The organism is Nitrosococcus wardiae, assembly GCF_004421105.1.
In the GTDB taxonomy this organism is placed as follows: domain Bacteria; phylum Pseudomonadota; class Gammaproteobacteria; order Nitrosococcales; family Nitrosococcaceae; genus Nitrosococcus; species Nitrosococcus wardiae.
The window spans coordinates 389,993-414,329 of the sequence record NZ_CP038033.1 but is presented as its reverse complement, the minus strand read 5'-3'; the positions used below and the strand labels follow the sequence as shown (position 1 = coordinate 414,329).

21 protein-coding genes are annotated in these 24,337 nt (G+C 54.0%); 17 read left to right on the top strand and 4 right to left on the bottom strand.

Going from position 1 to position 24,337, the window contains the following annotated elements; genetic code table 11:
• Positions 1-2: 2 nt before the first annotated feature.
• The 13 genes from E3U44_RS02050 (at position 3) to lpxC (ending at position 15,252) form a co-directional block, all read left to right on the top strand.
• Positions 3-1,574: a UDP-N-acetylmuramoyl-L-alanyl-D-glutamate--2,6-diaminopimelate ligase gene (locus E3U44_RS02050; protein WP_206054870.1), complete on the top strand. Its 1,572-nt coding sequence runs from the start codon at positions 3-5 to the stop codon at positions 1,572-1,574.
• Complete coding sequence (locus E3U44_RS02045; RefSeq protein ID WP_134356436.1) at positions 1,574-2,938, top strand: UDP-N-acetylmuramoyl-tripeptide--D-alanyl-D-alanine ligase; 1,365 nt, start codon at positions 1,574-1,576, stop codon at positions 2,936-2,938. Before E3U44_RS02050 ends, E3U44_RS02045 begins: the two co-directional genes overlap by 1 nt.
• A gap of 4 nt (positions 2,939-2,942) precedes the next feature.
• Positions 2,943-4,019, top strand: coding sequence for a phospho-N-acetylmuramoyl-pentapeptide-transferase (gene mraY / locus E3U44_RS02040; protein WP_134356435.1), 1,077 nt, complete (start codon positions 2,943-2,945; stop codon positions 4,017-4,019).
• A gap of 81 nt (positions 4,020-4,100) precedes the next feature.
• On the top strand, positions 4,101-5,459 hold the full coding sequence (murD, locus tag E3U44_RS02035; RefSeq protein ID WP_134356434.1) for a UDP-N-acetylmuramoyl-L-alanine--D-glutamate ligase: 1,359 nt from the start codon (positions 4,101-4,103) through the stop codon (positions 5,457-5,459).
• Complete coding sequence (gene ftsW / locus E3U44_RS02030) at positions 5,456-6,622, top strand: putative lipid II flippase FtsW (RefSeq protein ID WP_134356433.1); 1,167 nt, start codon at positions 5,456-5,458, stop codon at positions 6,620-6,622. The genes murD and ftsW overlap by 4 nt, the downstream gene beginning before the upstream one ends.
• The gene (murG, locus tag E3U44_RS02025; RefSeq protein ID WP_134356432.1) at positions 6,622-7,701 is read left to right on the top strand and encodes an undecaprenyldiphospho-muramoylpentapeptide beta-N-acetylglucosaminyltransferase; all 1,080 of its coding nucleotides are present in this window, start codon (positions 6,622-6,624) and stop codon (positions 7,699-7,701) included. Before ftsW ends, murG begins: the two co-directional genes overlap by 1 nt.
• 28 nt (positions 7,702-7,729) lie before the next feature.
• Positions 7,730-9,124, top strand: a complete 1,395-nt coding sequence (murC, locus tag E3U44_RS02020) for a UDP-N-acetylmuramate--L-alanine ligase (RefSeq protein WP_134359628.1) — start codon at positions 7,730-7,732, stop codon at positions 9,122-9,124.
• Positions 9,124-10,020, top strand: a complete 897-nt coding sequence (gene murB / locus E3U44_RS02015) for a UDP-N-acetylmuramate dehydrogenase (protein ID WP_134359627.1) — start codon at positions 9,124-9,126, stop codon at positions 10,018-10,020. The genes murC and murB overlap by 1 nt, the downstream gene beginning before the upstream one ends.
• On the top strand, positions 10,017-10,967 hold the full coding sequence (locus E3U44_RS02010; RefSeq protein ID WP_134356431.1) for a D-alanine--D-alanine ligase: 951 nt from the start codon (positions 10,017-10,019) through the stop codon (positions 10,965-10,967). The genes murB and E3U44_RS02010 overlap by 4 nt, the downstream gene beginning before the upstream one ends.
• The gene (locus tag E3U44_RS02005) at positions 10,957-11,757 is read left to right on the top strand and encodes a cell division protein FtsQ/DivIB (protein ID WP_134356430.1); all 801 of its coding nucleotides are present in this window, start codon (positions 10,957-10,959) and stop codon (positions 11,755-11,757) included. The genes E3U44_RS02010 and E3U44_RS02005 overlap by 11 nt, the downstream gene beginning before the upstream one ends.
• Entirely contained in the window at positions 11,750-12,985 is a 1,236-nt protein-coding gene (ftsA, locus tag E3U44_RS02000) for a cell division protein FtsA (RefSeq protein ID WP_134356429.1), read from the top strand. Before E3U44_RS02005 ends, ftsA begins: the two co-directional genes overlap by 8 nt.
• A 64-nt stretch (positions 12,986-13,049) precedes the next feature.
• Positions 13,050-14,207, top strand: a complete 1,158-nt coding sequence (gene ftsZ, locus E3U44_RS01995; protein ID WP_134356428.1) for a cell division protein FtsZ — start codon at positions 13,050-13,052, stop codon at positions 14,205-14,207.
• 133 nt (positions 14,208-14,340) lie between these two features.
• Positions 14,341-15,252: a UDP-3-O-acyl-N-acetylglucosamine deacetylase gene (lpxC, locus tag E3U44_RS01990; RefSeq protein ID WP_134356427.1), complete on the top strand. Its 912-nt coding sequence runs from the start codon at positions 14,341-14,343 to the stop codon at positions 15,250-15,252.
• An 11-nt stretch (positions 15,253-15,263) separates the two neighbouring features.
• Here lpxC and E3U44_RS01985 read toward each other — a convergent pair whose 3' ends face one another.
• On the bottom strand, positions 15,264-15,794 hold the full coding sequence (locus tag E3U44_RS01985; protein WP_240761692.1) for a DUF721 domain-containing protein: 531 nt from the start codon (positions 15,792-15,794) through the stop codon (positions 15,264-15,266).
• Positions 15,795-15,884: 90 nt separating this feature from the next.
• Here E3U44_RS01985 and E3U44_RS01980 point away from each other — a divergent pair, with 90 nt between their 5' ends.
• From E3U44_RS01980 to argJ, 3 genes are all read left to right on the top strand, one after another.
• Complete coding sequence (locus E3U44_RS01980; RefSeq protein ID WP_240761691.1) at positions 15,885-16,694, top strand: M23 family metallopeptidase; 810 nt, start codon at positions 15,885-15,887, stop codon at positions 16,692-16,694.
• A gap of 176 nt (positions 16,695-16,870) precedes the next feature.
• Complete coding sequence (gene secA, locus E3U44_RS01975; protein ID WP_134356424.1) at positions 16,871-19,597, top strand: preprotein translocase subunit SecA; 2,727 nt, start codon at positions 16,871-16,873, stop codon at positions 19,595-19,597.
• A gap of 12 nt (positions 19,598-19,609) precedes the next feature.
• Positions 19,610-20,827, top strand: coding sequence for a bifunctional glutamate N-acetyltransferase/amino-acid acetyltransferase ArgJ (gene argJ / locus E3U44_RS01970; protein ID WP_134356423.1), 1,218 nt, complete (start codon positions 19,610-19,612; stop codon positions 20,825-20,827).
• Between the two features lie 14 nt (positions 20,828-20,841).
• Here the strand turns inward: argJ and E3U44_RS01965 are convergent, their stop codons facing one another.
• From E3U44_RS01965 to E3U44_RS01955, 3 genes are read right to left on the bottom strand one after another with little or no spacing between them, the layout of a single operon-like run.
• Positions 20,842-21,192, bottom strand: a complete 351-nt coding sequence (locus E3U44_RS01965) for a Rieske (2Fe-2S) protein (protein WP_134356422.1) — start codon at positions 21,190-21,192, stop codon at positions 20,842-20,844.
• Positions 21,189-22,070, bottom strand: a complete 882-nt coding sequence (locus tag E3U44_RS01960) for a PfkB family carbohydrate kinase (protein WP_134356421.1) — start codon at positions 22,068-22,070, stop codon at positions 21,189-21,191. The genes E3U44_RS01965 and E3U44_RS01960 overlap by 4 nt, the downstream gene beginning before the upstream one ends.
• A gap of 10 nt (positions 22,071-22,080) precedes the next feature.
• Positions 22,081-22,734, bottom strand: coding sequence for an adenylate kinase (locus E3U44_RS01955; protein ID WP_134356420.1), 654 nt, complete (start codon positions 22,732-22,734; stop codon positions 22,081-22,083).
• Positions 22,735-23,004: 270 nt separating this feature from the next.
• On the opposite strand from E3U44_RS01955, the gene E3U44_RS01950 reads away from it, so the two are divergent.
• Positions 23,005-24,270, top strand: coding sequence for a 6-phosphofructokinase (locus tag E3U44_RS01950; protein WP_134356419.1), 1,266 nt, complete (start codon positions 23,005-23,007; stop codon positions 24,268-24,270).
• The last annotated feature ends 67 nt before the right edge of the window (positions 24,271-24,337 follow it).

Below are 24,337 nucleotides of genomic sequence, written 5' to 3'. Positions count from 1 at the left end.
GGATGAAGACAGCGGAGGAAATGGCGACAGAAGGACAGGGGACGATAATGACGGAGCCCGTGGATCGGAGCTGTTGGTTAAGCGCTTTGCTGGCGGAGTTGGTGTCTGTCGGAGTAGCGCAGGACCGGCGGATCAACCGCTTGTCTCTAGATAGCCGCCGAGTCGGTCCAGGAGCGCTATTTCTGGCTTGCCGAGGAATGCGGCAGTCGGGCCACGACTATATCGGCGCCGCTGTGGGTCAGGGCGCTGTGGCGGTAGTTTACGATCCGATCATTCCCCTTTCTCCCCTTATTCATGCCGGGCTGCAAGCCCAAAAGGTACCTCTAATTGCCTTGCCTGATTTGGGCGCTAGGGTGGGGGTGATTGCCGCTCGGTTTTACCTCCAGCCGTCGCAAAAGCTCTGTGTCATCGGGGTGACGGGCACCAACGGTAAGACTTCCGTTAGCCATTTTTTAGCCCAGGCCCTCCATCAGCAGGAGACTCCTTGCGGGCTAATGGGGACCCTCGGTAGGGGCTTGATCGGGACCCTCCAGCCTAGCCCACTGACTACTCCAGATGCCGTCACCGTGCAGGAACAATTGGCGGCAACGAGGGCTGCCGGAGGCCGTTATGCGGTGATGGAGGTTTCCTCCCACGCCCTGGAGCAAGGGCGGATCAATGGGGTGGTTTTTAATACCGCTATCTTTACCAACTTAAGCCGTGAGCATCTCGATTATCACGGCGATATGAGCCGCTATAGGGCTGCCAAGTTTCGCCTCTTTGGGCAGCCTGGATTACGCCACGCCGTCATCAATGTTGATGATGCCACAGGGAAGGGGTTTTTAGCCCATCTTCCTGCCGAGGTCGCCGTTATCAGCTATGGATTGACTAATCCTCAGGCCAGCCTTCGGGCCAATGAGTTCCATTGTGATCGCCGCGGCATCGTCATGAACATTCAAGGGCCCTGGGGGGAAGGCGAATTGGTTTGCCCCTTACTAGGCCGCTTCAATGCTTATAACCTGCTTGCTACCCTGGGTGGCTTATTGACTACGGGGATGCCGTTTGCTGAGGCGCTGCGGCGCCTTTCTCAGGTTCGGGCAGTTGCGGGACGCATGGAACCCATGGGGGGGGTGGAAGGGGAACCTTTACTGGTTGTGGATTATGCCCATACCCCGGATGCCCTCGAGCAGGCTTTGCGCTCTTTGCGGGCCCACTTAGAGCCGGGGGCACGGTTATGGTGTGTCTTCGGTTGCGGGGGGAATCGGGATCGCGGTAAACGTCCCTTGATGGGGGCAGTGGCTGAACGTTGGGCTGATTTTGTGATGCTGACTGACGACAATCCCCGAGATGAGGACCCCTGCCAAATCATTACCGAGATTCTCTCTGGTGTGGAGATGCCGGATAGGGTTTATCAGCTCAGGGACCGGGCTGAGGCAATCATCCGTGCCGTGCAATTGGCAGGACCTAAAGACATTGTGCTTATTGCGGGAAAAGGGCACGAAGAATATCAGCAAGTCAGTGCCGAGCAGCGGCCCTTTAGTGACCGAAAGCAAGCACAGCAGGCATTGCAGCAGCGGAGAGGGGGGCTGCGCTGATGGGGCGAGGGTTTGCCATGGGCCTAGCAGAGCTTACCCCGGTAGTCCAGGGACGGCTGCAGGGGGGGGATGTGGTGGCCCAGGGGGTCAGTACCGATACTCGCTCCATGACAGCGGGGGCCTTGTTTGTGGCGTTAAAGGGGCAGCATTTTGACGGCCATGCTTTTGTTGCCCAAGCGCGAGAGAAGGGTGCCAGTGCTGCTTTGTTGGAACAAACCATAGAAGATTCCCTGCCCCAGGTTGAGGTTGCGGATGCTCGGACCGCCCTAGGTCAGTTGGCCACCTACTGGCGCCAACGTTTTGAGTATCCCATAGTCGCGGTGACCGGCAGTAACGGCAAAACGACGGTAAAGGAAATGACAGCCTCAGTCCTGGGTGAAGCGGGCTCTGTATTGGCCACCCAAGGCAATTTAAACAATGACATCGGTGTTCCCCTGACTTTATTAGGGCTCGATTCAGGTCATCGTTTTGCGGTCATCGAAATGGGAGCTAACCGGCCTAGCGAGATTGGCTATCTGAGTCGGTTGGTGCGCCCCCAGGTGGCCCTGATCACTAATGCAGGGCCGGCCCATTTAGATGGGTTTGGTGATCTTCAGGGGGTGGTTCGAGCTAAGGGGGAGATTTTCCAGGGGGTTCATCCGGGGGGCGTGGCTGTACTTAACGCCGATGATCCTCATTTTTGCTACTGGCAAAGCTTGGCAAGCGAGTTGCAGGTGATAGGGTTTGGATTGACCCGCTCAGCGGAAGTGACGGCGCATCATCTAGTGCTCCACTCTGAGGGCAGTCGCTTCACCCTGGTAACCCCGGTAGGTAAGACCCAAGTTCAGTTACCTCTGCCCGGACGGCACAATGTCCTCAATGCCCTCGCTGCCAGCGCCGTTGCTATTGCCCTGGGATTGGATCGGGAGCAGATTAGCGCGGCATTGGCGGCTTTGCCCTCGATCCCCGGGCGATTGCAGATCCGTCGCGGGGCCAGGGGAATGCGCCTACTCGATGATACTTACAATGCCAATCCAGCCTCCCTTAAAGCGGCACTGGAGCTATTGGCTGAATTTCCTGGGGAGCGTTTCCTGGTGCTGGGAGATTTTGCTGAGCTAGGGGAGGAAGCTGCTCCATTGCACCGGATGATGGGAAAACAAGCTCGAGCAGCGGGTGTGAATCGACTTTACACCCTGGGCCATTTGAGTGCTTTGGCGGCGGAAGCTTTTGGCAGGGAGGCGCAGCATTTTTTCGAGCAACAGTCATTGTTAGCGGCTTTGCGAGAGGAGCAACGCCCGAATGTGACTGTACTGGTAAAGGGGTCTCGATGTATGCGCATGGAACAAATAGTCGCGGCCTTGGGTAGCGACAGGGATAACGGTTAGAGCGATGCTGTTGTATTTGACTGACTATCTCGCCCGCTTCGATAGCGGCTTCTACGTGTTTCAATACTTGACCCTGCGGGCCATCCTGGGGGTGCTAACGGCTCTGATCATCTCTTTTGTCGTCGGTCCGGCCATGATCCGGCGCCTGAAATTTGTGGGCCAGCCCGTGCGCGCCAATGGGCCGGTCACCCATCTTTGTAAGGCGGGGACGCCAACCATGGGGGGGGCTCTTATCCTGGCCGCTATTGCCGCGACCACGCTACTGTGGGCAGACCTGAGTAACCGCTACGTGTGGGTGGTGTTAGTCGTGACCCTCCTGTTTGGAGGGGTGGGCTTTGTAGATGACTACAAGAAGCTGATTTCCCAGAATTCACGGGGATTGTCGGGCTGGCACAAGTATTTTTGGCAGTCTGTGATCGCCTTGGGAGTCGCCCTATTTTTATATTTTACTGCCCAGGTGTCGGCCGAAACCGAGCTGATTGTTCCCTTCTTTAAGAACATCGCGGTGGATTTGGGTGGCTATTATGTCTTGCTGACCTACTTGGTGGTGGTAGGCAGCAGTAATGCAGTCAATCTTACTGATGGGTTAGATGGATTGGCGGTGTTGCCTACTGTATTGGTGGGGGGAGCCTTGGGAATTTTTGCTTACGCGACGGGGCATAGTGGGTTTGCTCACTATTTGGCCATTCCCTACATTCCTGGGGTAGGGGAATTAGTCGTGTTTTGCGGTGCCCTGGTGGGCGCAGGATTGGGGTTTCTTTGGTTCAATGCCTACCCAGCCCAGGTCTTTATGGGGGATATGGGCGCGCTAGCTTTAGGCGCCGCTTTAGGCATATTGGCAGTGCTGGTACGGCAGGAACTCGTGCTTTTTATCATGGGGGGGGTGTTTGTGGTGGAGACGGTGTCTGTCATCTTGCAGGTGGTTTCTTACAAGCTGACAGGGCGGCGTATTTTCCGCATGGCGCCTTTACATCACCATTTTGAAATTAAGGGCTGGCCAGAGCCTCGGGTGATTGTTCGGTTTTGGATTATTACCGTCATTTTAGTGTTAATTGGTTTAGCCACCCTGAAGATTCGTTAGCTGATTGATTAATTGGAGAGTGCTAAGTAATTAAGAAGAGGGTTAATCCCGAAAATTTTTTTTCGTTTATATGACGATGAAATGCTGAATGAGCCCATACCTCCCTGGACGGTAGCAAGTGCGGTGATCGTCGGCCTCGGTAAAACGGGGTTATCTTGCGCTCGGTTCTTAGCGAACCGCGGCCTTTCCGTGACTGTGATGGACAGTCGCGAGGCGCCGCCGGGGCTTGCTGCGCTGCGGGAACAGGTTCCGGAAGCAGCGGTTCGGTTGGGTGATTTTGAGGCTGCCCTGATGCAGCAAGCCGAACGGTTAGTGATAAGCCCCGGGGTGGCTCTTAGTGAGCCTGCAATTCAAGCTGCCCAAGCGAGAGGAATACCGGTGCTGGGGGATATTGAATTGTTTGCCTACTGGGCGCAGGCGCCGGTGGTCGCGATTACAGGCTCCAATGGCAAAAGTACGGTAACCGTGCTCGTTGAGGCGATGGCGCACCAGGCTGGGAAAAAGGTTCTTTCAGGCGGCAACCTGGGACTCCCTGCCTTGGAATTATTGGAGAAGCCGGTGCCGGATCTCTATGTTTTGGAGTTGTCCAGTTTTCAATTGGAGACAACCTTTACGCTAAATGCCGCCGCTGCCTGCATACTCAATATCAGTCCTGATCATATGGATCGGTATTCCCATCTTGAGGCCTATGTCCAGGCTAAAGCGCGCGTCTATCACGGTACCGGGACCATGGTAATTAATGCCGATGATGTCCAGGTAGCAGGTTTGGCCCAGCCGGAGCGGCACTGCCTTCGATTTACCTTGGGGGTGCCTGCTGCTGATGAATATGGGCTGCGGGAGCGGGTTGGTGAAACCTGGTTGGCCCGGGGTCATGAATTATTACTGCCCGCACGGCAGTTACCCTTAGTGGGACGCCATAACGTAGCGAATGCCCTGGCGGCTTTGGCCCTAGGGGAGGCAGCAGGATTGCCGCGGGCTGCAATGCTGTCGGCTTTGCGAGAGTTCCGGGGTTTGCCTCATCGTTGTGAATGGGTTGCACAGGCAAAGGGGGTGAGCTGGTACAACGACTCCAAGGGAACTAACGTGGGGGCCACGGTGGCCGCAATTGAAGGACTTCCCTGCCAAGGTAAATTAGTACTCATTGCGGGCGGCGTTGGCAAGGGCGCGGATTTTTCTACTTTATGGGCACCTTTATCTAGGCGGGCAAGGGCTGTCGTCTTAATGGGCCAAGATGCCCCCCGGTTGGAGGCAGCGCTTGCCAATAGTGTCCCCCTCTATCGAGCTAGGAATATGAGCGAGGCGGTAAATAAAGCGAATACTCTAGCTCAGCCGGGGGATAGTGTGCTGTTGTCCCCTGCGTGCGCCAGTTTTGACATGTATTCCGGTTTTGAAGCCCGTGGCCAGGCCTTTATAGAAGCCGTTCAGGAGCTCTTGTCATGAGCCGGTTCTTCTCTGCCCGGCAGGCGGTTGGCGGTAGCGCGCCACAACCTGATTTCTATCTACTAGGGGCCGCGGTGGCTTTGATGGGACTCGGCTGGGTGATGGTGGGATCGGCTTCTGTGGCCATCGCCGATAGCCGCTTTGGACAGCCGACCTACTATCTTTGGCGCCAGGGGTTGTTTCTATTGTTGGGATTAGCAACAGCTTTTGGAGTCTGGCGGATACGGTTGGCATTTTGGGAGAAGCTAGGCCCGGTACTGCTGCTGCTGGGGTTGGGATTGTTGCTATTGACATTAATCCCGGGCATTGGGGTAGAAGTCAATGGCAGTCGTCGATGGCTGGCTCTCGGGCCTATCAGCTTGCAGCCTTCGGAGTTGGTGAAACTGTTTATGGTGATTTACCTCTCCGGTTACTTAGTGCGCCGTAGTACCGAGGTGCGTACCACTATCAGGGGATTTCTTTTCCCGGTTGGAGTATTTGCCATGGCCGGGCTGTTGCTGCTGCTAGAGCCAGATTTTGGCGCGGTAGTGGTTTTATTTGCCACCTTGTTAGGGATGTTGTTCTTGGGAGGCGCTCGCCTTTGGCATTTTCTATTGCTCGCCGCCGTAGGGGGGACGAGTCTCGCGGCCTTGGCTTGGTATTCCCCTTATCGGATGCAGCGGCTCACTTCCTTCCTCGATCCCTGGGCCGATCCTCTCAACAGTGGCTACCAGTTGACTCAGGCCTTAATTGCCTTTGGTCGGGGCGAATGGTTAGGCGTTGGCTTAGGCAACAGTATTCAAAAGTTGTTCTATTTACCCGAAGCCCATACCGACTTCCTTTATGCGGTCTTGGCTGAGGAATTAGGGTTGGTGGGGAGTTTGGCCGTAATTGCTCTATTTGCTGTATTCATCTATCGGGTTTTGCTCATTGGCCGTGCCGCGGAACGAGCCGGCCGTGCTTTTGGCGCCCATCTGGCCTATGGTCTGGGGATTTGGATAGGGCTACAGGCTTTTATCAATTTGGGGGTCAATATGGGAGTGTTGCCCACCAAAGGGTTGACTCTGCCCCTGATGAGCGCAGGGGGGAGTAGCAGTATTGTCACCTGTGTTGCAGTGGCCCTTATCCTGCGGGTGGATTTGGAGACTCGTTTCCCTAAAGTCGCCCGGAGGAGCATTAAGTGATGGTGACGCGGGTACTTATCATGGCTGGCGGCACAGGGGGACATGTGTTTCCCGCCTTGGCAGTGGCGGATACCCTCCGGGCAGGGGGGGTAGAGGTAGTCTGGATGGGGACACATCAGGGGTTAGAAGCCAAGTTGGTGCCCAGGGCAGGCTATTCCATGGAGTGGATTTCAATCGGTGGTTTGCGTGGCAAGGGCTTAGTCAATTGGTTAAGGGCACCGTTCAAATTGTTGCTTGCCTTATCCCAAGCTTTGCGTGCCCTGTATCGCTGGCAGCCCGCAGTGGTATTGGGGCTAGGGGGGTTTGCTTCTGGGCCAGGCGGTTTGGGCGCCTGGTTACTGCGGCGGCCTTTGCTGATTCATGAGCAAAATGCCATTGCAGGTACGACCAACCGGTTGTTGGCTCATTTAGCCTGTCGGGTGATGGAAGCCTTTCCTGGAACTTTTCCCGCGGCTATGAAAGCCGAGTGGACCGGCAATCCAGTCCGGGAAGCAATTGAAGCACTTCCCGAGCCGCAAAGCCGTTTCCAGAATCGAAAAGGCCGTTTTCGCCTACTGGTTCTGGGAGGATCCCAGGGGGCACGGGTATTCAATGAAATGCTTCCCGAGGCACTGGCCCTGCTCACCCCCGAGGCGCGCCCCGAGGTCTGGCATCAGTGTGGCCCCCGACAGTGGGAAGGGACTGTTGCCGCTTACCAAGCGGTAGGAGTGGAGTCCCGACTGGTGCCTTTCATTGATGAAATGGCGGAGGCGTATGCTTGGGCTGATCTGGTCCTGGGCCGTGCCGGGGCCCTGACGATAGCAGAGCTGATGGCAGCGGGGGTTGCTTCCCTATTGGTGCCGTTCCCTTTTGCTATTGATGACCATCAGCGTGTCAATGCAGGCTATTTGGTGGAGGCGGGAGCGGCCCGATTGTTGCCAGAAAAAGAAGTGACCCCGCAACGGTTGGCCAGAGAAATTGAACGCCTAGGGGCAGATCGGTTTGCCCTCATGACCATGGCTCAAATCGCCCGCCAGCTTCATCGGGTGGGCGCGGCCCAACGTGTCGCCGAGCGTTGCTTGGAGGTGGCCAGTGGTTGAACCTCAAGTGACTCCCATTCCACCTATGATGCGCCGGATTCGGCGGATTCATTTTGTCGGTATCGGCGGAGTGGGGATGGGGGGGATTGCTGAAGTTCTACTCAATTTGGGCTATCAGGTTTCCGGCTCGGATCTGCGTCAGAATCAGCTGACTCAACGGCTGGTAAGTTTGGGTGCCCAGGTTAGGATTGGCCATGATCCCCACTATATTAAGGAGTGCGATGTGGTTGTGGTCTCAAGCGCCGTCAGTGAGGATAACCCAGAGGTAAGCGCTGCTCGCCGTCGGCTCATTCCCGTGGTGCCAAGGGCAGAAATGCTGGCAGAGCTGATGCGCTTCCGCTATGGCATCGCAGTGGCGGGGACCCATGGCAAAACTACCACCACCAGCCTGGTTGCTGGAATCCTTGGAGAAGGGGGCTTTGACCCCACCTTTATCATCGGCGGCCGGGTTAACAACATCGGTGCCAATGGCCGCCTGGGGAGTGGTGAGTATTTAGTGGCTGAAGCAGATGAGAGTGATGCCTCCTTTTTGCACCTACAGCCCTTGTTGGCGGTAGTCACCAACGTGGATGCCGATCATATGGGGACCTACGGGGGAGACTTTACTGCGCTGAAAGCCGCTTTCCTGGAATTTTTGCATCACCTGCCTTTCTATGGCTTGGCCGTGGTCTGCCTGAATGATCCTGTATTACGGGAGTTATTACCGGACATCGGACGCCCCGTATTAACTTACGGGACTTGTGAAGACGCTGATTACCGGCTACGGGAATTGAAACAGGCTCAAGGTCGGACTCAATTCCGGGTGGCTTGCCCCGGCAATAATAACTGGATGACGGTGGTGTTGAATTTGCCCGGTGCCCACAATGCTCTAAATGCATTAGCAGCTATGGTGGTAGCCCATGAACTTGGGGTCGAGGACGCCGCCATCCACAGGGCTCTGGAAGGTTTTTCTGGCATCGGGCGGCGGTTCCAATGTTATGGGGAGATCGCCACTCCACGGGGAGGGGTACTTCTGGTGGATGATTATGGACACCATCCTCGGGAGCTCACCGCCACGCTGGAGGCTATCCATGCAGGTTGGCCTGGCCGACGGGTCGTGGTGGTGTTTCAGCCCCATCGCTATAGCCGGACTCGAGACTTATTTGAAGATTTTATTGAGGCCCTCTCCCAAGCGGGTGTACTGCTTTTGCTTGAAGTTTATCCTGCCGGAGAAGAACCCATTGCGGGGGCTGACAGCCGCACCCTAGGGCAGGCCATTCGAGCCAATGGGCAAGTGGACCCTATTTGGGTGGGGAATATAGCAACCATTGAGGAGGCGTTGTTAGGGGTTTTGCAGGAAGGAGATGTGCTATTAACTTTAGGCGCTGGTGATATCGGTGCCCTCGCCAGGCGCTTATCCGTCTCCCTGGGAGGGAGCCAATGATGGTGGCGGTAAGCGCTGCTTCCCTTCGAGGCCAATTGCAGCAGCAGGTATCTATGGGAGGGTATACCTCTTGGCGCGTAGGTGGACCCGCGCGATGCCTGTATCGCCCTGTGGATGTGGATGATCTGATGGTCTTTCTGGGTGCCCTGCCAGAGGATGAGCCGTTATTCTGGCTCGGCCTGGGGAGTAATTTACTGGTTCGGGATGGCGGGATCGGGGGTACGGTCATTGCCGTTGCCGGTGCTTTGAATAGGATTGAGCGGCGCAGTGCCACGACAGTATGGGTTGAGGCGGGGGTGCCCTGTGCCAAACTGGCTAAGTTCTGTGCCCGTGAAGGATTGCAAGGGGTGGAGTTCATGGCAGGCATTCCGGGAACGGTAGGGGGGGCATTAGCGATGAACGCAGGTGCCTTTGGCAGCGAAACTTGGGAGCGGGTGACGGCGGTAGAGACCGTCGCTGTAGGCGGGGGGCGTCACCGGCGATGGCCGCAGGAATATCAGATCGGATACCGGGAAGTTTATCGGCCAGAGGGGGAATGGTTTGTCGCCGCTGAGTTGCGCCTGACGCAGGGAGATAGTCAGACGGCACAGCAGCAGATTCGGCACCTACTGCGGCATCGCAACAGCTGTCAGCCCACTCAGCAGCCCAGCGCGGGATCAGTTTTCCGTAATCCTCCGAATGATAAGGCGGGACGATTGATTGAGGCCTGCGGGCTCAAAGGGGTTGCTGTAGGCGGGGCTCAGGTCTCGGAAAAGCATGCCAACTTCATCGTGAACACAGGTGATGCCTCCGCTGCTGATATTGAGCGTTTAATTCAACTAGTGACTGAGACGGTGGCCCGGCAAAAGGAAGTGACCTTGGTGCCGGAAGTCCACATTGTGGGAGAGCTAGCGTGACAGGGAGAGTGGCTACTAAAAACTGGGGTAAGGTTGCGGTGCTGATGGGGGGGCGTTCCGCAGAGCGGGAGATTTCTCTCCAGAGTGGAACGGCCGTCCTGCAAGCCCTCCTGAGGCAGGGAATTGACGCCCAGGGAATTGATGTGGGTGAAAGGGTGTTAGAGCAATTATCAGGAGGACAGTTTGAGCGGGTCTTTATTGCTCTTCATGGCCGCGGCGGGGAAGACGGAGTTATTCAAGGCGCTTTGGAGCTCTTAGGTTTGCCTTATACCGGTAGTGGAGTACTTGGTTCTGCTCTTGCCATGGATAAGCTGCGCAGTAAGCAACTTTGGCGGGGGATGGGGTTGCCTACTGCGGACTTTTCCGTGCTAAACGAGGGAACCGATTTAGCGTTGGTGGTGGCCAACTTGGGGCTGCCGCTGATGGTTAAACCGGCCCGGGAAGGGTCCAGTCTAGGCATGAGGAAGGTGGATAGTATCGAAACGCTGCGAGCGGCCTATAGGGAAGCGGTGGCCTTCGATGGAACCGTGATTGCTGAGCAGTGGCTTCCGAGAGCAGAGTACACGGCCGCTATCCTGGCAGGACGAGCTTTGCCCCTTATTCGTTTGGAAACACCCCGTACTTTTTATGATTTCGAAGCGAAATACCTCACTGATACTACTCGTTATTTGTGTCCGTGCGGATTACCTGAGGAGCAGGCGCAGCGCCTCCAGGCATTGGCCCTACAGGCCTTTCAAGCTCTAGGGGCGAGTGGCTGGGGGCGAGTCGATTTTAGGTGCGATGAACAGGATCGCCCCTGTTTACTTGAGATTAACACGGTACCTGGGATGACTGCCCATAGTTTAGTGCCCATGGCCGCTCAAGCGGCAGGTATTGAGTTTGACCAACTGGTCCTACAGATATTGGAGAGTAGCCTGGAACGGAGCATGCCCCAAAATGGCAGTTAGAAGAAGAAAACCTCGCCGGACACGGCAGGGAGCGAGTCGCCCTCAACCGGCCCCGGCGCTACCTTTGCGGGCGATGGGCCAAAGCTTATTGGTGCTGTTCTTCGTTGGGGCAGCCGCCTGGGGGATGAGTCGTCTTGCCGATCCCCAGACTTTGCCCCTGCGCAAGGTCAGCATTGAGGGGCAGTTTAAGCAGGTGACTCAAAAAAAATTACATGAGGCGGTAGCCGCTCACGTGAGTGGCGGTTTTTTTAGTGTGAATTTGGAGACTATACAAGCGGCAGTAGAGGAGCTGCCTTGGGTGGCCCGGGCCGGGGTGCGTCGGGTTTGGCCTGATAGCTTGAGGATTGAAGTCAAGGAGCAAGTGCCGTTGGCATACTGGGGTGAGGAGGCTTTGGTGAATGTTGAGGGTGAGATTTTTGCCCCTCCACGGGAGAGTTTCCCTAAAGATTTACCAAAATTACAAGGGCCTTCCGGTAGTGAACGATTACTGGTCAGTCGTTTGGGAGAGATACAGGCACAACTGAGCTCCCTCGAGTTGCGGGTGGCCCAGCTCACCATGGGTGAACGGCGGGACTGGCATATCGTTTTCGAAGACGGGGTGGAGCTAATCTTGGGACGGGCACACAGCAAGCAGCGCCTGACCCGGTTTCAGCAGATTTATGCCCGCCTATTGCAGTTACATCGAGAGGATATAAGGCGAGTGGATATGCGCTATACGAATGGGTTTGCAGTGACCTGGCGCGATGGTACAGCGCCAGCATGGGTTCGTGAGGCAGCATTTGATGTCTAAGCGTGGAGATAAAAACTTAATTGTTGGCCTGGATATCGGCACCTCTAAAGTGGCCGCTATCGTGGCCGAGGCTCACCCCGAAGGTGAGATCGAAGTGGTGGGAATTGGTTCTCACCCCTCCCGAGGATTAAAAAAAGGGGTAGTGGTGAATATTGATTCCACAGTTCAGTCTATTCAACGAGCGGTGGAAGAAGCGGAGCTGATGGCAGGTTGCCAGATTCACTCCGTCTTTACCGGTATTGCCGGCAGCCACATCCGCAGCCTCAATTCCCATGGAATCGTGGCCATCCATGATAAGGAGGTGACTGCGGAAGATGTGGAACGGGTGATTGATGCGGCTAGAGCGGTGGCTATTCCTGCTGACCAGAAGATCCTCCATGTGTTGCCCCAAGAATTCATTATTGATAGCCAAGAAGGGATCCGGGATCCGGTCGGCATGTCCGGTGTTCGCCTGGAGGCCAAAGTGCATTTGGTGGCCGGCGCGGTGAGTGCAGCCCAGAATATTATTAAGTGTGTACGCCGGTGTGGGTTGGAGGCGGATGACATTATTTTGCAACAGTTAGCTTCTAGTTATTCGGTACTTACCGATGATGAGAAGGAACTGGGCGTGTGTTTAGTGGATATTGGGGGAGGGACTACGGATATTGCGGTTTTTGTCGGTGGGGCTATTCGTCATACAGCGGTGATCCCGATTGCTGGTGATCAAGTCACGAATGATATTGCCGTGGCTTTGCGTACGCCGACCCAGCACGCCGATGATATTAAGCTGAGATATGCCTGTGCCCTCACTCAATTGACCCACTCCGATGAGAGCATCGAGGTTCCCAGCGTCGGCGACCGGCCGCCACGGCGATTATCACGCCAGACATTAGCCGGCGTGGTCGAACCTCGTTATAGGGAACTGCTGGAACTCGTTTTGGAGGAGCTACAGCGTAGTGGATATGAGGAACTGTTGGGAGCCGGCGTAGTGTTGACGGGAGGGAGCGCCAAAATGGAAGGGGCAACGGAGTTAGCGGAGGAGGTTTTTCATACCCCGGTACGGCTCGGTATGCCACAGCATGTGACTGGATTAGCGGATGTGGTGAGGAACCCCGTTCATGCCACTGGCGTGGGGCTTTTACTTTTCGGGCATTACCATCGCTACACGCCGGGCCTAGGAAATCGACCCTTGGAAAGCGTTCGGGGGGTATGGAACCGGATGCAGGGCTGGTTTCAGGGGAATTTTTAAAAAAACACTAGAACTTAGAGCTGCTTACTAATCGCAGAAACTCAGATAATGAGGAGAATATACCATGTTTGAATTGATGGATTCATATACTCAGAGTGCGGTGATCAAGGTCATTGGTGTCGGCGGAGGGGGTGGCAATGCTATTCGCCATATGGTAGATGCCAAGATAGAAGGGGTTGATTTCATTGTTGCCAATACAGACGCCCAAGCCTTAAAGGATTGCGCCGCCCATACTGTGCTGCAACTGGGCAACAATATTACTAAGGGTCTAGGGGCGGGAGCAGATCCAGAAATTGGTCGCCAAGCTGCCCTAGAGGATCGGGAGCGGATTATGGAAGTGGTCAGCGGCGCGGATATGGTTTTTATCACCGCTGGTATGGGGGGAGGCACCGGGACTGGCGGGGTTCCTGTGGTGGCTCAGGTGACTAAAGAATTGGGGGTTCTGACAGTCGCCGTGGTGACTCGACCTTTTTCCTTTGAGGGGCGTAAGCGCGCAGCCATCGCGGATCAAGGCATTAAGGAATTGACCCAGTATGTTGATTCCTTGATCACCATACCCAATGAGAAACTGATGCCGGTACTGGGCAAAAGTATCAGTCTGTTAAATGCGTTTAAGGCAGCCAATGATGTATTGCTCGGTGCCGTGCAAGGGATTGCCGAGCTCATTACCCGACCTGGCCTTATTAACGTCGATTTTGCTGATGTTCGCACGGTCATGTCTGAAATGGGAATGGCCATGATGGGCTCGGGCAATGCCACGGGAGAGGAACGGGCGCGTTTGGCAGCTGAAGCAGCGGTTGCTAGCCCTTTGCTGGAAGATATCAGTTTGAAGGGGGCCCGTGGAGTGCTGGTTAATATTACGGGTGGACCGAGCATGTCCATTGGCGAGTTTGAGGAGGTAGGTAGCACAGTTAAAGAATATGCTGCCGAAAATGCTACCGTCGTGGTAGGTACTGTCATTGATCCGGATCTGGAAAATGAACTGCGGGTAACTGTCGTGGCTACAGGATTAGGGCAGCCAGAGACACAAGCGAAAGCGCCAGTAAGCCTGGTGCAAACTTCCTCCCAGCAGCCTGAACTTGAAGAACCTATTGATTATCATATGTTGGATAAGCCTACGGTGATCCGCCATGGCTCGTCGCGGGATCGCATGGTGGTGGGCAGTGACACCAGTATGGATTACTTGGATGTTCCGGCATTTTTACGCCGACAGGCTGATTGATGGAGCAACCAAGTTTAAGTTTGAGAGGGGACATTGCCACTACAGGCCCGCGTGGGCATGGGGCCTTTGCCACCTCCCCGGCAAGTGCTTGACCCAAGAATAACGGGTTATCGGCTAAAGGAAATGATCTACCATGATAAGACAACGCACGCTTAAAAATGTCATCCGCGCTACCGGGGTAGGATTACATACTGGGAATACTGTTTATCTCACGCTAAGGCCAGCCGCGGCGGATACCGGTATTGTCTTCCGTCGAATCGATTTAAATCCTCCCGTTGAGATAGAGGCTCGGGCGGAGAATGTTGGGGATACTACCCTTTCTTCCACCCTCCTCAAGGGGGGGGTACGGATTGCTACCGTGGAACACCTACTATCGGCCTTTGCTGGTCTTGGGATCGATAATGCTTATGTGGATCTTAGTGCTTCTGAAGTACCTATTATGGATGGGAGTGCGGGTCCATTTGTGTTTTTAATACAATCCGCAGGGATAGCCACCCAAGGGGCACCTAAGCGTTTTATCCGGATCAAGAAAACACTCGTTATGGAAGAAGAGGATAAGTGGGCCCGTTTTGATCCTTTTGATGGTTTTAAAGTCTCTTTTGTGATTGATTTCGACCACCCAGCATTTAAGGGCCGCCCCCAAGGGGTTGAGGTGGACTTTTCTTCGACTTCTTTTGTGAAGGAAGTGAGTCGTGCCCGGACCTTTGGTTTTATGAAAGATATCGAGCGCTTACGAGAGGCTAATCTGGCGTTAGGGGGCAGCCTGAACAATGCTGTGGTGGTTGATGATTATCGAGTGATTAACGAAGATGGTTTGCGTTATGAGGACGAATTTGCTCGTCATAAAATTTTAGATGCCATCGGTGATCTGTATCTTCTTGGCCATACGTTGATTGGGGCTTTTAGTGGTTATAAATCGGGCCACGCCTTAAATAACAAGCTACTTTGCGCTTTAATGGCAGACCAATCCGCTTGGGAGGTAGTCACCTTTGAAGATGAGGCCGCAGTGCCTATACTTTTCACAAGTCCTTTAACAGCAATTTAAATTAGAAGCTCTCAAGGATTAGTGCGACGGGACAAGCGCAAAAAAGCCGATTTGAGGTGAGGATCTTTCATTCCGCTGGCTATATTGCGGAGCAAAGCCCCATTGGCGGGGGAGAGGACGGGACGCTGTGCTTGGGAGGAAGTGGTAAGAAGGTGGGGGGGACGCACCTTTACCGTCACCTTGCGAAGGTTGCGCAATTCCTGGTGTTGTTGTAGATGTTTAATAATACTTGGCGTGTAATAGCGCAGGAGGTTGGCTCGAGCTGCGGTATCAGTATGGATAATGAGGCGGTGATCTCGAATATTGGCGACGAGACAGTGAGGGGAGAGGGCTTTTGGGAGGCACTGCCGTACCTCAACAGTGAGTTGTTGTAATGCTTTGGCTCGGGCAAGCAAGCGCTGCAAGTTCCCTTCGGTGGTGTCAAGTAATTTGCCAATTGATTGGGTAACTTGCATAGTGAGGATTCCTAGATTGATACTAAAGGTAAGGTAATGGAGATTATCATTCTTCCCAAAGCCTCGAAAAGCCGCAATTGTATCCATCTGGGAGGGGGTGCCCTCTCTATATATTTATGTTTAATGTTGATATGTATATTGCTGATAGTCTATGGGGCCTACTGCCTAGGCGTAAAGATGCAATTTGTCGCACAGCAACAATCTCTGGCTCAGATGAAGACCTTGGCTGAAGATTGGCAAGCGACATTGGAGCAGCAACAGGTAGTATTATCGACCACCCTGCATCAGGCTGAAGAGGGTCTTGGTACGCTTGCTCAACGGGTTGGACACCTCCAAGCAGATTTGGTCCGCCTAAATGCGCTGGGACAACGTCTCATCGTACATGCGGACCTGGAGGAAGGAGAGTTTGATTTTACTAATCCACCTGCCATGGGGGGGCCAGAATTGCCCCAGATAGAAGAAAGCTTGAAGTTGAACGATTTTCTAGCGACTTTGGGACAATTAGAGCAAGAGATGGCTGATCGTCGGCAGCAATTGAGTCTATTAGAGACGGTCTTGGTGGAACGGGGGATGCGACAAGCGGCGCTGCCAGCGGGTCGCCCCGTGCGCCAGGGGTGGCTTTCTTCTAAATATGGGTATCGTACCGATCCCTTTAATGGTCGGAGGGAATTCCATAATGGCGTTGATTTTGCTAGTAAAGCCGGCACGGAGATTATGGCGGTAGCAGCGGGTATTGTGACCTGGGTGGGGGAACGCTCCGGGTACGGAAAGATGGTCGAAGTCGATCACGGCAATGGCTACGTGACTCGCTATGCCCACAATCAGAAGAATCTAGTGCAGGTGGGGGAAAGTATCGTCAAAGGGCAACCTATCGCCGTCATGGGTTCTAGTGGCCGCTCAACGGGCCCTCATGTCCATCTTGAAGTTTTGCACGAGGGGCGCACTGTTGATCCCCTCCGATTTGTCGGGACAGCCAAGGGGAGTTAGACATTGGCCCCCCGCCCTCTCACTTGTGTCTGTTATAATTAAATATTTTATGATGAGGGTAACAGGGCAGTTTCTCGGCCAATCTTCTGCCCGGTGTTGGTGTTAAGCCCCATTGCCGCTTAATATCGAAATTCAATACCCATCTTCAATCCTAGGACCAACTCCACTCAACAGCTATGGTAACGAATTTACTCAGCAAGGTATTTGGCAGCCGCAATGATCGCTTGTTGCGGAGCATGAACAAAGTTGTGGCGCAGATTAATGCCTTAGAGCAGGATATCGCGGCCCTAAGCGATGGACAGTTGCAGGCTAAAACCGACGAGTTCCGGAACCGGCTTGCTGCAGGTGAAGATTTGGATGACCTCCTTCCTGAGGCTTTTGCTGTAGTCCGAGAAGCAGGCAAGCGAGTCCTCAGCATGCGTCACTTTGATGTCCAGCTTTTGGGAGGCATCGTACTCCACGAGGGCAAAATTGCCGAGATGCGTACCGGTGAGGGCAAGACTCTCGTTGCCACCCTGGCTGCCTACCTTAATGCCCTGCCCGGCAAAGGAGTCCATGTGGTGACTGTGAATGACTACCTGGCCCAGCGCGATGCCCAATGGATGGGGCCGTTATATCAGTTTCTGGGGATTTCCACGGGGGCTATTGTTGCCAACATGGATCCCATCGCCCGAAGAGCCGCCTACGCTGCAGATATCACTTATGGGACCAATAACGAATTTGGCTTTGACTACCTACGCGACAATATGGCCTTTAGTTTGGAGGAAAAGGTGCAGCGGGAGATGTACTATGCCATTGTCGATGAGGTGGACTCTATCTTGATTGATGAAGCGCGCACACCGCTGATTATCTCCGGCGCTGCCGAGCAGAGTTCTGAGCTTTATCGGCGAATCGACGCCTTTATCCCCCAACTCAGCAAACAAGAAAGGGAAGAGGGGCCGGGGGATTACACGGTGGATGAAAAGGTGCGCCAAGTCTATCTCACTGAGGCGGGGCATGAGCATGTGGAACAGATCATGTTCGAATCAGGCTTAATGAAAGAAGGAGAAAGCCTCTACGATGCCTCCAATATTGGCTTGATGCATCATCTAAACGCAGCCTTGCGGGCCCATGTGCTCTTTCACAGGGATGTCGATTATATCGTTAAGGATAATCAAGTGGTGATTGTGGATGAGTTTACGGGCCGCACCATGCCTGGTCGGCGGTGGTCGGAAGGACTCCATCAAGCGGTAGAGGCCAAAGAAGAGGTGGCGATCCAAAGCGAGAACCAGACCTTGGCCTCGATTACCTTCCAAAATTATTTCCGCCTCTATGACAAATTGGCCGGGATGACGGGGACGGCGGATACCGAGGCTTACGAATTTCAGCAGATTTATGGCCTAGAAGTGGTGGTCGTCCCCACCCATCTTCCCATGGTGCGGGTTGACCATGGGGATAAGGTTTATTTGACTACAGCAGAAAAATTCCAGGCGATTACTGAAGATATTAAGGACTGCCGCTCCCGGGGCCAGCCGGTACTGGTCGGGACCACCTCCATTGAGGCTTCCGAACATCTTTCAAAATTACTCAAAAAAGAGAATATCGAGCACCAAGTGCTCAATGCTAAATTTCATGAGAAAGAGGCGCAAATTATTGCCCAGGCCGGTCGGCCTGGTACGGTTACCATTGCCACGAACATGGCGGGTCGCGGTACCGATATAGTGCTTGGTGGTAGCTTGGAAGCGGAGTTAGCGGCGCTAGATGAGGGTGCAGATAAAGCAAAGAAAGAAGAGCTGCGGCGGATTTGGCAGGAACGCCACGAGGAGGTCGTAGCGGCTGGGGGACTACATATCATTGGCACTGAACGCCATGAATCCCGCCGTATTGATAATCAGCTTCGAGGGCGTTCCGGGCGCCAAGGGGACCCGGGTTCTAGCCGCTTTTACCTATCACTAGAAGATAATTTGATGCGTATTTTCGCCTCAGAACGGATCTCTGGCTTGATGCAAAAGCTAGGCATGGAAGAAGGCGAGGCTATTGAGCATCCATGGGTCACCCGTGCTATCGAAAATGCGCAACGTAAGGTTGAGGGCCATAACTTCGATATCCGTAAGCAATTGCTAGAGTTCGATGATGTGGCCAATGACCAACGTAAAGTGGTCTATGAGCAACGCAACGAGTTGATGGCGACGGACGATATTTCGGAGATGGTCCAAAGTATTCGCCAGAGCGTGATCGACTCGGTATTCAGCCAGCACATCCCCCCGGGAAGCATTGACGAGCAGTGGGATGTCCATGGATTGCAGGAAGCCTTGGCAAGTGAATTTGGTCTTCAGCTTGATATTGAGGGTTGGCTGGAAGCTGATGAAGACCTCCATGAGGAGACTTTGCGGGAACGCATCCTTGAAGCAATGGAAACCGCCTATAAGGAAAAGGAGAAATTAGTCAGCCCTGAAGTGCTGCGTCACTTTGAAAAGGCCGCCATGCTGCAGGTGCTGGATTCCCAGTGGAAGGAGCACCTTGCCATGATGGACCACCTGCGCCAGGGCATTCATTTGCGCGGTTATGCCCAAAAGAACCCCAAGCAGGAGTTCAAGCGTGAAGCCTTTGAATTGTTTCAAGAAATGTTGGAGCGGATCAAATATGATGTGATTACGCTCCTATCCAAAGTACAGGTGCGTACCGAGTCCGATGTGGAAGCTGTAGAACATCAGCGTCGTGCCACTAGCGCGGTAGAATACCAGCATGCGGCTGCCAGTGCGATGGCAGGTGGCGCTGGCGAAGCGGAGGCCCCAAGGGCGGGATCCGAGACATCCGAGTCCAAAGCTCCCTATGTTAGAGAAGGTCGGAAAGTTGGTCGTAACGAGCCTTGCCCTTGCGGCTCAGGGAAGAAATACAAACATTGCCACGGCAAACTGAATTAATAAAGAAAGCTTATGGTTGTTGGTCTTGAGCATTTGCCGGAACTATTGCCGGTAGCGGGAGTTAAGCTGGGAACGGTGGCTGCTGGCATTCGCTATCGGGATCGTCTCGACTTGGCGGTGATCGAGGCCATTGAGGGCAGTACCTGTGCCGCTGTTTTTACTCGCAATGCTTTTTGCGCTGCACCTGTAGTTGTAGCCCGTCGCCATTTGGCCAAGAACTCTCCACGCCTGCTGCTGATTAATGCGGGTAATGCCAATGCAGGTACCGGTGCTCAAGGTATCATGGATGCTGAAGCTTGCTGCACTACCCTGGCCGAGCTGGCTGGGGTAGCACCAAGGGCTGTCCTACCCTTTTCCACCGGGGTAATTGGTGAACCGCTGCCGGTGCCTCTTGTCCGGGGGGCACTACCCCAAGCTTGGGAGGCGCGCTCGTCGACCGGGTGGGAGGAGGCGGCTCGGGCCATAATGACCACGGATACCGTGCCTAAAGGCCTCTCTGTGAGCTTTACGTGCCAGGGGCACCCAGTGACGGTCACGGGAATTGCCAAGGGGTCGGGTATGATCCGGCCAGATATGGCCACCATGCTAGTTTTCCTGGCGACCGATGCCCAGGTTCCCCAGGAGGTCTTGCAGCTTTGCTTGACTAAGGCGGTGGCGGAGAGTTTTAACCGCATTACGGTTGATGGTGATACCTCTACCAATGATGCTTGCGTCCTGCTGGCTACCGGGAAAAGTGGGGTTTCCATAAGAGCAGCCGAGGACTCAGATTTTGCTGCCTTGCAGCAGGCGGTCAGTGAGGTTTGCTTGCACTTGGCCCAGGCCATTATTCGCGATGGGGAAGGCGCTACCAAGTTTATTGCCGTTAAGGTGGCCGGTGGGGGTAATATCCAAGAATGTGAGCAGGTGGCGTATGCCATTGCCCAGTCTCCCTTGGTCAAGACGGCCTGCTTTGCCAGTGATCCCAATTGGGGTCGGATTCTAGCCGCCATCGGGCGTAGTGGGGTGCCTGATCTTGAAATAACGGGAGTGTCTCTTTATTTAAGCGAAGTTGGTGTGGTGGATAAGGGAATTCCTCATCCTGATTACACCGAGGAACAAGGCCGAGCCGTCATGGAGCGGGATGAAATCACCATAGGGGTGGAATTGGGCCGGGGAGATTCCTGCGCGCAAATATGGACCTGCGATCTGTCCTTTGATTATGTGAAGATTAACGCCGAATATCGCAGTTGATGGGAAAAATATACCTAGGACCGTATTTTTCCGGGATTGGTAAGATAGATTTTATTGTCTATTAGGTTAAGGGGCACCGGTTCTAAATGAGTTCCAGGGCAGGGACCGGCAAGACAAAGGCCATCCTCAAATCGGAATAAAGCTCCATGGGTGGCACATTGGACGTATCGGCCTTCCCAATCGAGGAATTGATCGGGCACCCAATTGAGGGTCACTCCAGTATGGGGGCAGCGGTTCATGTAGGCCCAGATTTGGGTGGCTTGGCGGATGACGAATATTTCCTGCTGGCCGATAGTAAAGCCGCGGGTGCCGTATTCTGGCAGTTCTTCCAGATGGCATAAAAACATAGCGGAAGCCCCGGTCATGGTCCCGATTCCCGTGAGCCTAGGCCATCGAACCCCTGCTGGCCACATTTGCGGCCGGCCAGTTGACAACCGAAGGTCAGGCTTTCAGAGAGGGAGCGGTGGCGAAGACGGGCGTCAAGGAAGCCAGCGTTAAAAGTATCTCCCGCCCCCAGAGTATCTACCACTTGTGGGGGAAAAAAAGCCGGTGCGTGATGTATTTTCCCCCCCTCGTCGATGGCATAGGCTCCTGCTTCCCCCCAAACACAAATTTTTTCGGTGTCAGGTAAAGTGGTGTGCCATTTCTGAAGGAAAGCTTGGGCCTTTGAGTAGCCATGATAGGTCACATAATGGCGGGAAAACAATAAAACAGCGGCTTCCTCAAAAAGGCTTTCAATCCCGGGTCTTGGCTTTTCAATCTCTACCGACCAGGGGAGGGAGGGAAATCGTTCCCGGACAAGAGCGAGCATCCGGGCGGTTTCTGCCACATTACGGCCCTCCAAGTGGAGCCAGTCGAAGGGAGAGAGATCTATGTTGGCAAAATCAGCAAAGCTAAATTCTGGGAGATCCCGATAGTGGACGATAGTTCGACTGCCGGTGGCACGGCTCAAGATGACATAGGAAGTGGGGGTTTTTCCTGTCACGGTACGGCAATAATCCATATTAATGCCCTGTTGTTTTAACTCTTGAGTAATGAATTGCCCAGCGGGTTCCTCTGCCAAGATCCCCGCAAACGTACACTCATGGCCTAGTTGTTGGAGGACGGTGAGGGTATTGGCACAATTTCCACCGCGGCAGCGGCGTTGTGAGAAAGCCCTGATTTCATCATTTTCCGCTGGATAATCCTCCACGGTATTAATGATGTCCACAGTGGCGATCCCAATGCCCAGTATTTTGGCCATAGGGCAATAATTACATCGCAGTTTCTAGGATTTGGCCAATGTGCTTGGCGACTTCTGTGACCTCGTCTGTTCCATTGACCTTATGGAGTTTGCCTTGAGCCTCATAATAATCCACCAACGGCGCGGTCTGGGACTGGTAAACTTGTAAGCGATTGGCAATAGTCTCTTCGTTATCATCGGAGCGTTGAATAAGTTGGTCGCTGCCGCATTTATCGCAACGCTGGTCCTCCTGGGGTGGTGAAAAATAAATATTATAGATGGCCCCACAAACCTGGCAGGTGCGACGTCCCGTCAGCCGTTTTATGAGTACCTCGAAGTCCACATCAAGCAGGATCACTGCTTCTAAGGGCTGTCCAAGCGCAGCGAGCATCTCATCAAGGGCCTGGGCCTGGGCCAAATTCCGAGGGAACCCGTCGAGGATATAGCCCTTGGCAGCGTCAGGCTGGGTGAGCCGTTCACGGATAATGCCGATAACGATTTCATCAGAGACTAATTTTCCCGCATCCATAGCCGCTTTGGCTTTTTTTCCTAACTCGCTACCGGCAGCCACAGCAGCACGCAATAAATCTCCGGTAGAGATTTGAGGAATCCCATATTTCTGGGATAGAAGTTCACCTTGGGTGCCTTTTCCAGAACCTGGGGCGCCAAGTAACACTGTTCTCATAATGATTTTGCCTCAAAATGACCTATATCGAGTGTATACCGAAGTGATCCGTTGCTATTCTATCCCGACGATGCTGTACTCGGGCTAGGACTCAAAAGGCTGTTACGCTACCTTGCTAGGCTAAGGGAGTCAATTAGCCCTGGCGTTACGGCAGCCCGATGGGGGTCAAGGGCTCATTGGGTCTAATAGGGGTGTCCTTGGTGGTGAATGTTTGCCACTCCCTTAATCTTGTAAAAAATTTTCTTTAGTTAAGCAATAATGGAGAATAGTATGGCCAAAAAAAATGCATTTTATGCCCAATCTGGTGGGGTTACCGCTGTTATCAACGCTTCTGCCTGCGGTGTCATTGAGACCGCGCGACAGCATTCAGAGGTTATTGGGAAAGTCTATGCAGGGCGTAACGGCATTATTGGCGCTTTAACCGAAGATCTTATCGACACCAGCCAGGAGAGTGATAGCGCTATTGCTGCTTTACGGCATACTCCAGGGGGCGCTTTTGGCTCTTGTCGCTATAAGCTCAAAGGGCTTGAAGAGAACAAAGCCGAATATGAACGTTTGATTGAAGTGTTCAAGGCCCACGATATCGGTTATTTCTTCTATAATGGCGGCGGCGACTCTCAGGATACAGCCCATAAGGTATCGCAACTTGGCGATCAGCTGGGATATCACATCACTTGTATTGGGGTTCCCAAGACAGTAGATAATGACTTGCCTATCACTGATAACTGTCCGGGGTTTGGGTCCGTGGCAAAATACGTGGCAGTCTCGGTGCGGGAAGCGGCTCTGGATGTGGTGTCCATGGCGCGGACTTCGACCAAAGTTTTCATCCTTGAAGTGATGGGACGCCATGCGGGTTGGATCGCCGCTGCGGGAGGCTTGGCGGCGGAGCAGGAAGGGGATGCGCCCCATATCATTCTGTTTCCTGAGATCCCCTTTGAGCAGGAGCGATTCCTTCAAAAGGTGGATGCCAGCGTCAAAGACTACGGTTACTGTGTGATTGTCGCCTCGGAAGGAGTACGCAATAAGGAAGGTCAATTTCTGTCTGAAACAGGGACTCGGGATGCCTTTGGTCATGCCCAACTTGGCGGTTTAGCTCCTTTGATTGCGCAAATAGTGCGAGAAAAATTGGGTTACAAGTATCATTGGGCTGTTGCCGACTATCTCCAGCGGGCAGCGCGACATATTGCTTCCCAGGTGGATGTAGAGCAAGCCTATGCAGTGGGTAAGGCGGCGGTAGAATTTGCTGTCAGGGGTGAAAATGCGGTGATGCCGACTATTATCCGAAAGTCCTCTGATCCCTATCGGTGGGAGATTGGCTCAGCGCCCCTTAAGGATGTGGCCAATGTGGAGAAAGATCTCCCTCGAAACTTTATTACCCAGGAGGGGTTTGGGATTACAGAAGAGGCTCGAAGCTATCTTACCCCCTTGATCCAGGGTGAAGATTATCCCCCCTATAAGAATGGGTTACCCGTCTACGTCCAGCTTAAAAATGCTCCCGTTGAGAAGAAACTCAAGGAGTCCTTTACCTTGCGCTGAGGAGCTAAGGTGACCCCCAGTCTACATCGGGGCTTAGGAGTCGCTTCCGGGTAGACTGGGATAGCCT

What these genes read in the sequence shown, in the direction of transcription:
- E3U44_RS01965 (WP_134356422.1), bottom strand. Translation starts at nt 21,192, where the DNA reads ATGACCGGGGCTTCCGCTATGTTTTTATGCCATCTGGAAGAACTGCCA.
- argJ (WP_134356423.1), top strand. Translation starts at nt 19,610, where the DNA reads ATGGTTGTTGGTCTTGAGCATTTGCCGGAACTATTGCCGGTAGCGGGA.
- secA (WP_134356424.1), top strand. Translation starts at nt 16,871, where the DNA reads ATGGTAACGAATTTACTCAGCAAGGTATTTGGCAGCCGCAATGATCGC.
- E3U44_RS01955 (WP_134356420.1), bottom strand. Translation starts at nt 22,734, where the DNA reads ATGAGAACAGTGTTACTTGGCGCCCCAGGTTCTGGAAAAGGCACCCAA.
- E3U44_RS01985 (WP_240761692.1), bottom strand. Translation starts at nt 15,794, where the DNA reads ATGGATACAATTGCGGCTTTTCGAGGCTTTGGGAAGAATGATAATCTC.
- murC (WP_134359628.1), top strand. Translation starts at nt 7,730, where the DNA reads ATGCGCCGGATTCGGCGGATTCATTTTGTCGGTATCGGCGGAGTGGGG.
- mraY (WP_134356435.1), top strand. Translation starts at nt 2,943, where the DNA reads ATGCTGTTGTATTTGACTGACTATCTCGCCCGCTTCGATAGCGGCTTC.
- E3U44_RS02005 (WP_134356430.1), top strand. Translation starts at nt 10,957, where the DNA reads ATGGCAGTTAGAAGAAGAAAACCTCGCCGGACACGGCAGGGAGCGAGT.
- E3U44_RS01980 (WP_240761691.1), top strand. Translation starts at nt 15,885, where the DNA reads ATGCAATTTGTCGCACAGCAACAATCTCTGGCTCAGATGAAGACCTTG.
- ftsA (WP_134356429.1), top strand. Translation starts at nt 11,750, where the DNA reads ATGTCTAAGCGTGGAGATAAAAACTTAATTGTTGGCCTGGATATCGGC.
- ftsZ (WP_134356428.1), top strand. Translation starts at nt 13,050, where the DNA reads ATGTTTGAATTGATGGATTCATATACTCAGAGTGCGGTGATCAAGGTC.
- E3U44_RS02050 (WP_206054870.1), top strand. Translation starts at nt 3, where the DNA reads ATGAAGACAGCGGAGGAAATGGCGACAGAAGGACAGGGGACGATAATG.
- E3U44_RS01960 (WP_134356421.1), bottom strand. Translation starts at nt 22,070, where the DNA reads ATGGCCAAAATACTGGGCATTGGGATCGCCACTGTGGACATCATTAAT.
- E3U44_RS02045 (WP_134356436.1), top strand. Translation starts at nt 1,574, where the DNA reads ATGGGGCGAGGGTTTGCCATGGGCCTAGCAGAGCTTACCCCGGTAGTC.
- E3U44_RS01950 (WP_134356419.1), top strand. Translation starts at nt 23,005, where the DNA reads ATGGCCAAAAAAAATGCATTTTATGCCCAATCTGGTGGGGTTACCGCT.
- murD (WP_134356434.1), top strand. Translation starts at nt 4,101, where the DNA reads ATGCTGAATGAGCCCATACCTCCCTGGACGGTAGCAAGTGCGGTGATC.
- ftsW (WP_134356433.1), top strand. Translation starts at nt 5,456, where the DNA reads ATGAGCCGGTTCTTCTCTGCCCGGCAGGCGGTTGGCGGTAGCGCGCCA.
- lpxC (WP_134356427.1), top strand. Translation starts at nt 14,341, where the DNA reads ATGATAAGACAACGCACGCTTAAAAATGTCATCCGCGCTACCGGGGTA.
- murG (WP_134356432.1), top strand. Translation starts at nt 6,622, where the DNA reads ATGGTGACGCGGGTACTTATCATGGCTGGCGGCACAGGGGGACATGTG.
- murB (WP_134359627.1), top strand. Translation starts at nt 9,124, where the DNA reads ATGGTGGCGGTAAGCGCTGCTTCCCTTCGAGGCCAATTGCAGCAGCAG.